The organism is Oceanimonas sp. MB9 (genome assembly GCF_011319775.1).
Classification (GTDB): domain Bacteria; phylum Pseudomonadota; class Gammaproteobacteria; order Enterobacterales; family Aeromonadaceae; genus Oceanimonas; species Oceanimonas doudoroffii.
Genome location: NZ_VFBE01000005.1, coordinates 607032 through 619228 on the forward strand (window position 1 = coordinate 607032; position 12197 = coordinate 619228).

At 53.5% G+C, this 12197-nt stretch carries 8 protein-coding genes and 1 tRNA gene; all 9 read left to right on the forward strand.

Annotation, left to right across the window (positions count from 1 at the left end):
- Positions 1-16 precede the first annotated feature (16 nt).
- The 9 genes from dnaQ (at position 17) to OJHNALOF_RS06135 (ending at position 12150) form a co-directional block, all read left to right on the forward strand.
- The gene (gene dnaQ, locus OJHNALOF_RS06095; protein WP_094199981.1) at positions 17-754 is read left to right on the forward strand and encodes a DNA polymerase III subunit epsilon; all 738 of its coding nucleotides are present in this window, start codon (positions 17-19) and stop codon (positions 752-754) included.
- Positions 742-1887 (forward strand): choice-of-anchor X domain-containing protein, encoded by a 1146-nt coding sequence (locus tag OJHNALOF_RS06100; RefSeq protein WP_370462299.1) that lies wholly within the window; start codon positions 742-744, stop codon positions 1885-1887. The genes dnaQ and OJHNALOF_RS06100 overlap by 13 nt, the downstream gene beginning before the upstream one ends.
- A 118-nt stretch (positions 1888-2005) precedes the next feature.
- A tRNA-Asp gene (locus tag OJHNALOF_RS06105) sits at positions 2006-2082 on the forward strand.
- 354 nt (positions 2083-2436) lie between these two features.
- Entirely contained in the window at positions 2437-3786 is a 1350-nt protein-coding gene (locus OJHNALOF_RS06110) for a lyase family protein (protein WP_165661471.1), read from the forward strand.
- Positions 3787-3936: 150 nt separating this feature from the next.
- Positions 3937-5442 carry an aldehyde dehydrogenase gene (locus OJHNALOF_RS06115; protein ID WP_165661472.1) on the forward strand — a complete coding sequence of 502 codons (1506 nt, stop codon included), beginning with the start codon at positions 3937-3939 and terminating at the stop codon, positions 5440-5442.
- 415 nt (positions 5443-5857) lie between these two features.
- On the forward strand, positions 5858-7207 hold the full coding sequence (dddP, locus tag OJHNALOF_RS06120) for a dimethylsulfonioproprionate lyase DddP (protein ID WP_206063573.1): 1350 nt from the start codon (positions 5858-5860) through the stop codon (positions 7205-7207).
- A 183-nt stretch (positions 7208-7390) separates the two neighbouring features.
- On the forward strand, positions 7391-8992 hold the full coding sequence (locus tag OJHNALOF_RS06125; protein WP_165661473.1) for a BCCT family transporter: 1602 nt from the start codon (positions 7391-7393) through the stop codon (positions 8990-8992).
- A gap of 215 nt (positions 8993-9207) precedes the next feature.
- Positions 9208-10227, forward strand: a complete 1020-nt coding sequence (locus OJHNALOF_RS06130; protein ID WP_165661474.1) for an aldo/keto reductase — start codon at positions 9208-9210, stop codon at positions 10225-10227.
- Between the two features lie 321 nt (positions 10228-10548).
- Positions 10549-12150: a BCCT family transporter gene (locus OJHNALOF_RS06135; protein ID WP_165661475.1), complete on the forward strand. Its 1602-nt coding sequence runs from the start codon at positions 10549-10551 to the stop codon at positions 12148-12150.
- Positions 12151-12197 lie beyond the last annotated feature (47 nt).

Here is a 12197-nt window from a genome sequence, read left to right on the forward strand (position 1 = left end):
TGCGAAGGAGAACACAGTGATCATCGAATCTGGCTACCAACGGCAAGTGGTGCTCGATACCGAAACCACCGGTATGAACATGGACACCGGCCCTCACTACATCGGGCACCGGGTGATTGAGATCGGCTGTGTTGAGGTGGTGAACCGTCGGCTGACCGGCCGTCACCTGCACCTGTATCTGAAGCCGGATCGTCAGGTGGACGAAGAAGCGATTCGCGTTCACGGCATTACCGATGACTTTCTCGCCGACAAGCCCGAGTTTTCCAGCAAGGTTGACGAATTTCTCGACTTTATTCGCGGCGCCGAGATGGTCGCCCACAATGCGCCCTTTGACGTGGGCTTTCTCGACTATGAAATGGAGTTACTGGGGCGGCCCGAACGCATGGCCGAGCTGTGCAAGGTAACCGATACCCTGGCCCTGGCCCGGCAGCTCTACCCGGGCAAGCGCAACAACCTGGACGTGCTCTGCGATCGTTACGGCATCGACAACAGTCACCGTACCCTGCACGGGGCCTTGCTGGATGCCGAGATACTCGCCGACGTCTACCTGCTGATGACCGGCGGGCAAACCAAGCTGAACCTGTATAGCGATGCCGGCCAGCAAGGCGACAGCAATGGCGGAGAAATTCGCCGGCTGCCGGCCGGGCGAGCGCCGTTGCGGGTGATTCGGGCCGGCAGCGACGAGCTGCAGGCCCATGAAAACCGGCTCAATATTATTGAACAGAAGGGCGGCAGTTGCCTGTGGCGCCCCTGATGGTGCGTGCGCTGGGGCTGCTGCTGCTGGGGCTGGCGGCGCTGAGTGCTCAGGGCGAAGAGCAGCGTTCGCGCTGGCTGGGCAATACCTTTCGCATTGACCCTTCAATCGAAGAACTGACCCTGATCATCGAGCGGACCTCACCCTCGACGCCGGTGGTGCTGATAAAGCCCGATGGCAGCAAGTATTACTATCAGCGTCACCCGGATCATATTAATTGGGCCTCTACCGACACCCGCGATGTAATTACCCTGTGGCGGCCGGAGCCGGGGCCCTGGCAAGCCACCGGCAAGCTGGCCGGTGAGCATGGCATTACCCTGCTCAGCGTGTTTCGGCTGAGCATCGACGAGTTGCCTGCCCGTGTCTATCAGAACGAGGTGATTCGGCTCAATGGCCAGCTGATGCATGGTGACACCCGGCTCGACGCCAATTATTACCTTGAGGGGTTGAGGCTGCTGGCGCAGTTGTATTCCCGCGGCGACGAAGAAAACGACCAGGCTTATCCGCAACCACCCCTGCGGCTGGCCGAGTTTGTGGACGACGGCACCGGACTGGATGCTGTGGCCGAAGACGGCCAATTGACGGCAGAGGTGGTGTTTGATGCCGCGCCCGGCAATTACCTGTTTCAGGCCGAAGTCTCCAATGGCGTACTGGCCCGTTACGCCGAGCAGGAAATCACCCTTTATCCCATGCCGGTCCATGCCCGTGTTACCACGCCCGACTCTCAGCGGCAGTGGCGCATAGAGCTGGAAACCGACAGTGACATTCTCGACGACAGCCTGGTGGTGACCGGGCAGTTGCTGACACCGCTGGAGCAGCGCCTGCCAATATCCGGTCAGGGGCGGCAGATTGAATTACCTCCGGCGCGCCAGCCCGGCAATTACCACTGGCAGGGGCGAGTGTTTGCCACCACGGTGGATGGCCGGGAAATTCAGCTGAACATGAAAGAGCAACTGGTGCGGGTGGCGCCGCCGCTGGTCAGGGAAGCTCCCAAGGCCGCGCCACCACCGCCCTGGTGGCAGGGCTGGCCATTGTGGGCCGGCGTGGCCGGCCTGACCCTGCTGCCGGCGGGGGGCGGATTCTGGTGGTGGCGAAGAAAGCGTATCAACGCCGCCGACGTGAATGAAAAATAAACTTTTGAAGCGTTGAGTTTAAAAAACGACCGAACGCATTAAAGTTGCCATTTTTCTGCTTGACGCCTGCGCCCGGTGCCCCTAATATTCGCCCCGCTTGCAGCGAAAGCCAAGCACCGGAGCGGTAGTTCAGTTGGTTAGAATACCGGCCTGTCACGCCGGGGGTCGCGGGTTCGAGTCCCGTCCGCTCCGCCACATTTAAGAAGCCCTTAGCTAGTTGATAGCTAAGGGCTTCTTGCTTTTCTGTCGTCAGTAAAACCATCCTTCCTCAATCTGTCAAATCCCTCCTCGTGACCAAACCGTGACCATTTCGTGACTCAGGCGCTGTTTTGACCGGTGCTTAAAGCACACTATCTGCGCTATCCATATGAGCTGATAAAGCTTCAGATAGAAATATTGAGCCCGCTTTTTGAATTTGAGTGAAACGTGCCTCTTATATTCGTGGAATCATGATTTTTTCGTATTCCTCTGTGTGAAAGTATCACTGGCGCTTGCTCAGGTATTTGGTTCTGATAACTCCCAGCGTTTAGTACAGGGAGAGAGAAATCCATGGCCACAACACAGCGGCAATACCGTATTGAAGAGGACTTGATAGGCGAACTGGAGGTGCCGGCACAGGCGCTTTTTGGAGTGCAAACGCAAAGGGCAATCGACTTGTATCCGCTCAATGGCGAGAAACCCCTGTCGGCCTATCCGGAGTTGCTGCGCGGCTTGCTGCTGGTTAAAAAGCTGGCGGCCCAGACCAATCTCAATACTGGAGAACTTGAGCCCGAGGTTGGGCAGGCCATTGTGTCGGCGGTGGACCTGCTGCTTGCAGAAATGCCTGCCGATGCATTTCCGGTGCATGCCTTTCATGGCGGCGGAGGGATCTCCAGCAACATGAACGTTAATGAGGTGGTGGCCAACCTGGCCAACCACCATGCCTTTGAGCGTCCGCTGGGTAGCTACCAGCCGGTGCACCCCAATGATCACGTCAACCTGAACAACTCGACCAGTGATGCGTTGAACACCGCCTGCCACCTGGCGGTGATCGACAAGATGAAGCAACTGGACGGCGAGCTGGCGGCCTTGCTCGGTACCTTCGATGAGCAGGGGCAGCGATGGCAGCATGTGCTGAAAATTTCCCGCACCTGCCTGCAGGACGCAGTCGAGATCAGTTTTGCCGATCTGTTTGGTGGTTATGCTTCACAGCTTGAACGTCACCGGGAACGCTTGGAGAGAGACACCGATGAGCTGTACCGGGTCAACCTGGGGGGCAATATCATCGGGCGCAAGGGGGATTGCTCCGAGGCCTTCTTCAATCAGGTTATCGATGGGCTGAATCAAATGACGGGAGAGAAGCGGTTCGCGCACGGCGACAACCTGTTTGATGCGTCCCAGAGTCATGACGATCTTGCCCGGGTGGCTGCCGGACTGGACCAGCTGGCGAGGGCCCTGCTGCGCATTGCCAAGGACTTTCGCCTGATGGCGTCGGGGCCTGAAACCGGGCTTGGCGAAATTCGCCTGCCCGCGGTGCAACCCGGCTCCTCGGCCATGCCGGGCAAGGTCAACCCGACCATTCCCGAATACCTGATCCAGTGCTGCATGCAGGCCTGCGGGCGCTGTTACTCGGTGCAGATGACCCAGGATCATGGTGAGCTCGACTACACCCCCTGGCAGTCTGTGGTGATCAGCAATCTGCTCGACGCCATCTCGGTTTTGACCAGCGGCATGGAGGCATTTAGGCAGCACTGCCTGGCCGGTATGGAGCCCGATCTGGCGCGAAATGCCCATAATGTTAATACGCTGATTCCCACATTAATTCGGCTTAAGCAGCAACGTGGCTATTCGTTCGCTGCCCGCGTTTACAAGGAAAGCGGCGGAGATCTGGAGCAAATTCGGCGTTATCTGAAGGAATAAGCATCAGGGAATAAGGATGAGTTTTTTGCACGGCGCCATACCCTAATGTCAATTGTGCTCGAAAAGCCATCCTTCTACTCTCGTTAGCAACCGTTACAGCAAACGTCCTCACAGGATGTCACCGTCGTCGCAAGAGAAATGGAGTATCAAATGGATTCTGTAAAAAACATTCCCCTGTCCTGGGCCCATGACTGGCTGCAGCAACCCAAGCGGCAATATATCGATGGCCAGTGGGTAGACGGCACCGGTCAGGACAAGTGGGTAGTGACCAACCCGGCCAATCGTGAAGCGCTGTGCGAATTCGTGATGGCCGATGCGGAGCAGGTGGAATACGCCGCTCAAATTGCCAACCAGCGGCACGAAGCCGGTGCCTGGTCCAAGGTCAGCCGCACCCAGCGGGCAGAGATGCTGCGTCAGGTAGCCCGGCTGATCCGTGAGCATACCGAAGAGCTGGCGGTGCTTGAATCTCTGCCCAATGGCAAGCTGTTCGCCGAGTCCATGGCCGACGACATTCCCACCTGCGCCGATATTTTTGAATACTACGCCGGCTGGACCGACAAGTTCTATGGTGAAACCTCGCCGGTTGAAGACGGCTTTCTGAACTACACCCTGAAAGAGCCCATTGGGGTCTGCGCGCTGATCGCCCCCTGGAACTTCCCCCTGTACCAGACCAGCCTCAAGGTGGCGGCGGCGCTGGCCATGGGCAATACCGTGATCATCAAACCGTCGGAATACACGCCGCTGACCACCATCTACCTGATGGAGCTGATCGACAGCGAGCTCGAGTTTCCGAAGGGCGTGATCAACATGCTGTTGACCAACGGCGAGATGGCCAACCAGTTGACCCTGAGCAACAATGTGCACAAGGTGTCCTTTACCGGCAGCACCGGGGTAGGGCGCAAAATAGTGCAAAACTCCGGTCTGTCCAACCTCAAGGCGGCCACCCTGGAGCTGGGCGGCAAGTCACCCTGCATCTTCTTTGAAGACACACCGGATCTGGACGGTGCCATCGATCGGGCCTTTACCGTGATGTTTTCCCACAAGGGGGAGAAGTGCTCGGAGCCGACCCGCTTCCTGATCCACGACAGCATTTACGATCAGGTGCTTGAAAAGCTGATTGCCAAGGCCAACGCGGTGAAGTGCGGCAATCCCTTTGATGAAAACGTCGACCAGGGACCCCAGTGCAACGAGGCCCAGTTCAACAAGATCCTGGAGTACATTGAAATCGGCAAGGGCGAGGCCAAACTGGTGGCCGGCGGCTGTGCCGATACTGAGGGTGACAATGCCAACGGCTATTTCATTCGCCCCACCATTTTCTCCGAGGTGGACCAGAATGCCCGCATCGCCCAGGAAGAGATTTTTGGCCCCGTGCTGTGCTGTACCCGTTTCCACACCACGGAAGAAGCCGTGCAAATGGCCAATGCCACTGCCTACGGCCTGGCGGCCGGCATTTATACCGCAGACGTATCCCGTGCCCATCGGGTAGCGGAACAAATCGACGCCGGCATGCTGTTTATCAACCGCTACGGTTGCTATGGCCTGGCCGCCCCCTTCGGTGGTTTCCGCCAGAGTGGCTGGGGCAAGGAGATGGCAATTCACTCCCTGTCTTCCTACACCAAGACCAAGGGCGTCTGGGTATATTACGGCGACGCCTGATACCTGAAATAGAAATGCAAGGGGGGCCATCAGGCCCCCTTTTTACGTTATGCGCCATGCCTGGCGCGTAGCGCCGTGACGGTGATTAACATTATCCGGTATTTCTGTTCGTCGGCCGAGCAGTCGGAGTCGCAAACCCAGTCGGGTCGGGCCGTCCCGGCTCTGTTTTGAGAAACAACACCACTGTGAACTCTACTTATAACCATGAGTAATTGGGGATGTATGAGTCTCCATTTAGTCGTGCTCTGTTATATAAAGAGCATGACTTTATCTCATGGCCCCTCTAGTTTAACTCACTTCCTCCTGTTGTGCTTTTGTGACAATCTGTAACATATCCGGAACAACTCGAGCAGGGCTCCCGTTATCCGTATTTATTGTTACTGGGCGCAATTACTACTTTCAGGAAGGTTTAATAATGAAAAGCATGAATCCATTCTCAGTTTCATCTTCGAATCGAAAGATAGATCCTTCTCGCCGGCGGGGTGGTCAGTTCAAGGCAGATGGCTCTGTCAACGACAATGATCGTGTTGAAATCGGACCAACAGAGCTTGCATTTCAAGAATGGGAAGAGTTGGGGTTAACACCTCCTAACCTTGCTCGCATGCGAGAGTATCGCCTTCAGAGAATTGTAAAAGAGTTGCAGAAAAGAGATCTCGCTGGTGTGCTGTTGTTTGACCCGCTCAACATTCGATATGCGACCGACTCAACCAACATGCAAGTTTGGGTCACTCACAATCATGCCAGAGCCTGTTTCGTATCTGCTTCCGGACATATTATTCTGTGGGATTTTCACAACTGTGATCATTTGTCTGCCCACCTTCCCTTGGTAAAAGAGGTGAGGGGTGGTGCTTCCTTCTTTTATTTCGAAACGGGAAATAGAACTGACGAGCACGCGGCTCGATTTGCTTCGGAAATAAAGTCCATTCTGCATGAGCATGCTGGAGAAAATAAAAGGCTGGCGATTGATAAAATAGAAATTGCAGGTTTCAGTAAACTGACGCAGTTAGGAATAGAGATTTTTGATGGTCAAGAAGTCATGGAGCTTGCTCGGGCCGTCAAGAATGAAGACGAAATCAATGCCATGCGTTGCTCCATTGCATCAACCGAAATTGCAATGAAAGCAATGCAGGAGGCCACTGTGCCCGGTGTAACCGAGAACGATATCTGGTCTGTTCTCCATGCAGAAAATATTCGCCGCGGAGGCGAGTGGATAGAGTGTCGTATTCTTTCATCGGGCCCAAGAACTAACCCCTGGTTCCAGGAGTGTGGTCCTCGGGTTGTGCAAGAAGGCGAGCTACTGGCTTTTGATACTGATCTTATTGGTCCCTATGGAATCTGCGCTGATTTATCTCGAACCTGGATGATCGGTGATCGGGGGCCAACCGCTGAGCAGAAGCATCTTTATCGGGTTGCCTATGATCATATCCAGCATAATATGAATATCTTAAAGCCGGGAATGACATTCAGAGAGGTAACGGAGGCAGGCCTGCTGCTACCTGAAGAATACCGTCCACAGAGATATGGTGTAATGATGCATGGTGTGGGCCTTTGTGATGAATACCCATCAATTCGTTACCCCGAAGATCTTGAATGCCATGGTTATGATGGGGTGCTAGAGCCCGGCATGGCGCTGTGTGTGGAGGCTTATGTAGGTCGAGTCGGTGGCAAAGACGGTGTCAAGCTCGAAGATCAAGTTATTATTACAGAGACAGGCTTTGAAAACCTGACTAATTACCCATTTGAAGACAGCTTGTTGAGCGATTGAGTTTAGTGTTGTTGTCTGACTTTTAATGGGTTTGGATAGGCAAGGTTGAATTTGTATGACTTTGCCTATTTCACAGCGATGCTAAGGTTGTTTGTGATTTTATAAGTAGGCTTGTTTGAATGTAAATAATGTTGATGCGAGTTTGCCAGTTGTTGTTGAATATATCGAGGAAGGTGGATTTACATGGAACAGTCATTTAATGCCCACAAGAAAAGAGTTGCAATAAAGTCAATATTGATATTGGCTATTTTCATTGCTTTTTTGTTTGCCTTACCTGAAAAGACGGGAGAGTTGTTCAAATTCTTTCAAAGTTGGATTGGTGAGAAGTTCGGATGGTTTTATATGTCAAGTGTGGCATTTTTCATGCTGATACTTGCTTATTGCGGATTCGGACGCGCCGGAAACCTCAGGCTGGGGAAAGATAACGAGCGACCAGAGCATAACTTTTTTGCCTGGGGCGCCATGCTGTTTTGCACCGGCATGGGGATTGGCCTGGTGTTTTTTGGTGTCGCTGAACCCGTTATGCACTACCTTTCTCCCCCTGTGCTAGAAGGAGGTACAGATGAGGCCGTGCGGAAGGCGATAAATATTTCGTACTTTCACTGGGGAATCAATGCCTGGGCAATCTATTGTATTGTTGCTCTGCTGATCTCCTATGCGGCATATAGAAAAGGCAGGCCCATTGAAATGCGTTCCGCTCTGTATCCTTTAATTGGCAACAGAGTAGATGGCTGGATTGGGGATTTTGTTGATACCTTTGCCGTGTTGGCAACCGTGGTAGGCATTGTTACACCGCTTGGCTTTGGTGTGATGCAGATAAACTCGGGCCTTAACTATGTTATGGATGTGCCGCAGAGCCTGTCGGTTCAGCTGATGTTGATCCTTTTCATCAGCCTTGTAACTTGTGCATCTCTGATTCTGGGGTTGGAAAAGGGTATTAAAAGGCTGTCTGTTTTTAATATCTTTGTCGCCATATCACTGATGTTGTTTGTTTTTGTTGTGGGTGAAACATCTTATATTTTAAACGCGACTGTTGAGAATGTTGGCGACTACCTGGCAAATTTGATACCCCTCACATTTGAAACCTATTCACTTTCCAACCCTCAGTGGTTTCAGGGGTGGACCCTGCTTTACTGGGCCTGGTGGATCGCGTTTGCAGCCCCGACAGGACTGTTTATTGCCAGAATTTCAAAAGGAAGAACCATTCGTGAGTTTATTCTTGGTGTGTTGATCATCCCTGTCGGTTTCTCTTTTGCCTGGTTTTCCATCTTTGGTAATACGGCGTTGGATATGATTCATAACCAAGGTATGAGTGAGCTGGGTGCCGCTGTTATGGCCGACTCCTCCACCGCGCTTTTCAAGTTCTTCGACATGTTTTCCGGCTGGTCTATCATTGGTTATGCAGTGTTGCTGTGTATATTTGTGTTTTTTATAACCACGGCTGACTCGGGAACCATGGTAATAAACATTCTAACTTCTCGTCATGAAGACAAGGCGCCTAAATTAGAGCGCATATTCTGGGTTGCGCTCGTGTCGGGTATTACAGGCGTATTGCTGGCTGTTGGGGGGATGAGTGCCATTCAATCAGTTCTTGTCGTTCTTGGCTTTCCATTTGCACTTTTGGTGACCATTATGTGCTTTGGTTTTGTCAAGTCCATAGCTTTAGAACTTAATGCTGAAAAGAAGGGGAGCTTGGGAAGTCAAGTGAATGAGCCGAATAGCCATACTCCCAGTCTCGATACCAAACCCCAGCAAGAGGTGCCTAAATTCAGCCAACTTGGGTAAGTTAGTAAGTCATAACCTTAAGACTTGATTTGTTTGCCAAGCTGAGTGTCTTTTATTTATACCTTCATAAGACACTCAGCCTGGATGAATGATGTTTTGTTGTCTAGCTGAACTGTTAAATTTTATTTCATTTATGTTAATAGGCGTTTCGTCTTTTAACTATGGGGTGATCATTATTGTGTTTTAAACACTGGCTTAATATTTTGGAGTGAAACATGGAATATGTACGCCTTGGCCAGTCCGGCCTGAAAGTATCCCGTCTCTGCCTCGGCACCATGAACATGGGCTCGAAGGAATGGAAACCCTGGATCTTTAATGAAAAGGAAAGTGAGCCCATTATCGCGCATGCCCTGGATAAGGGGGTCAACTTCATCGATCTGGCAGACTTTTACTCCACCGGTGCCGGTGAGGAAGTGGTGTGCAACGTGCTGCGCCGCATTGCCCGTCGCGACGAGCTGGTGATCACCACCAAGGTGGGCTACGCCATGAGCGATGACATCAATGCGCAGGGGCACTCACGCAAGCATATCTTTGATGCCATCGACGCCTCGCTCAAGCGCATGGGCATGGATTATGTCGATATCTACATGCTGCATTATTTCGATACCGAAACCCCGGTGGAAGAGACCATGGGTGCCCTCAACGACATCGTGCTGGCCGGCAAGGCCCGCTATATCGGGGTATCTACCATGTACACCTGGCAGCTGGCGAAGATCCTGCAGGTGTGTGACAAGAATGGCTGGGCCCGCCCGATCAACATGCAGCTGCAGCTGAACTGTGCCTACCGTGAAGAAGAGCGGGAGATGATTCCCTTCTGCATGGATCAGGGCATTGGCGTGTCGGTCTTCAGTCCGCTGGCCCGGGGCATTCTGACCAGCGATCTGCAGTCCACCCGCAACCAGACCGACTTCTTTACCGCCGAGATGTATAACGATCAGGCCTCCAGGGATATCGCCCACTCCGTGGCCAAGGTGGCCGACGCTCGCGGTTGCCTGCCGGCACAGGTGGCCCAGGCCTGGGTACTGCAGAAGCCGGAAGTGTCTTCCATGCTGGTGGGTGCCGACAGCCCGGCCCAGTTTGACAGTGCGCTGGCCGCCCTTGAAATGCAGCTGACCGCGGAAGAGCTTTACGAGATTGAGCGTAATTACACGCCCTGCGATCTGATCAACGACTATACCGCCGGCAAGCGTATTGCGCGCAGCCCGCGCCCCGCTCAGGCGCCCTTTATTGACTGATCACCTGTTGGCATTTTCATAGCACGTTGTTTTAGGTCTCTTTTGCCCCGCTTGTCGGGGCTTTTTTATGTTCGGATATAAAGGAACACGACATGTGGCTCGTCTGGCTTATGCTCGTCTAGCTGACCTGCATCCACCCCTTTGTAATCTAAGTGCTTGGTAGAAAAACAGATTTTTGTTTGTTTTTTGTTATGACATTTTTTCATGGTTGATCGCATTTATGTCATTTTGAGTTTCTTTTCCGCTGAAGCATGCTGAGCGGCGATTGGAATAGTTGAAGGAAGATTCACTACACAGGTGAATCATTACGTAGGGATTTATATGAAAAACATCAGACCCATTACCTTCTGGCCAGCATTTGCCTGCCTTGCCCTGACGGTTATCTACACCATCATCGACAAGCAGAACTTCATTGCCGGTACCTCAACGCTGAATAGCGTGATCATGGCCAACCTTTCCTGGCTGTTTAATCTCAGTGCCTTGTTGATGGTGTTTATCGCCGCCTATGCGTTTTGCTCGCCCATCGGTCGAGTGCGCATTGGCGGCGAAAAGGCCGCTCCCATGCTAACGCCGTTCCGCTGGTTTGCGGTTTCCTTAACCACCGTCATTGCCATGGGCATCCTGTTCTGGTCGGTGGCCGAGCCGGTGCTGCACTACCATGAACCCCCCAAGTACCTGGGAGTGATGCCCGAGAGCGCCGAGTCAATGCGCTTTGCCATGTCCACCATCTTCGTGCATTGGACCATTACCCCATACAGCATCTATACCGTTGCTGGCCTGGCCTTTGCGCTGGCATTCCACAACCTCAAGCTGCCCTTTTCCATCGGCTCCATGCTGCGTCCGCTGCTGGGCCGCCGGGTGGATGGCATCGGCGGCCAGGTGATTGACGGTCTGGCGCTGTTTTCGGTGGTGCTGGGCATGTCCGCCACCCTGACCTCCGGCCTGCTGGTGATCGGCGATGGCATGGAGTCGGTACTGGGCATCGAGAAAAGCGTGGCCGGCTACGCGATTATCGCCATTGCCATTATCGGCTCCGCCATCATGTCGGCCGCGTCAGGCCTGTACCGCGGCATTCAGACCCTGGCGCGCATCAACACCTGGCTCTACTTCATCGGTGCTTTGTTCATCTTTATCGTGGGGCCCACCGTGTTCATCCTGTCTTTGGGCGTGGAGTCACTCGGTGTTTATCTGTCCGACTTTTTCGCCCGTAACCTGGTAACCGGCGCCTCCGGTAACGACCAGTGGCCGGGTTGGTGGACCGTGGCCTTCTTTGCCAGCTGGTTTGCCTGGGCTCCGCTCAGTTGTTTGTTCCTCGGCAAGATTGCCCGTGGCTACACGGTGCGTCAGTTCATCATTGTTAACCTGTTGCTGCCGTCGCTGTTCGGTTTCCTGTGGTTCAGCATCTTCAGCGGCTCTTCGCTGTATTTCGATACCACCCTCGGCGGCATCATGTACCAGGCCTATCAGGAGCATGGCTTTGCCTCGGTCATTTATGTGCTGTTCGAGCAGCTGCCCGGCAGCACCCTGCTCAGCGCATTGTTCATCTTTGCCTGTTTCATCACCTTCATTACCGCGGCCGACTCCAATACCGATGCCATCGGTGGCCTTTGCATCAAGGGCGTGGATGCCGAAAACCTGAAATCACCCTTGTGGGTCAAGGCCACCTGGGGTTGTGCCATCGCCTTTGTCGCCTGGATCAGCGCAAGTTATATCGGGGTCGATGCGATCAAGATGCTGTTCAACCTGTCGGGCGTACCGGGCATGTTGATTGTGCTGGGAGCGGGCTTTGCCTTTCTGAAATTGGCGCAACGGGTCCAGGTTAACGGCCAGATCGTGGAGCTGAAGCCGAGCGTACTGGCCGAGATGGAAGCCGGCTCTGAAACCGAGCGTGTTAGTCCGCTGGCAGGACTGGGACAGAAATAAACGATTCAACCTTGTAACACATGGAGTCGGGCTGACTCGGCTCCACC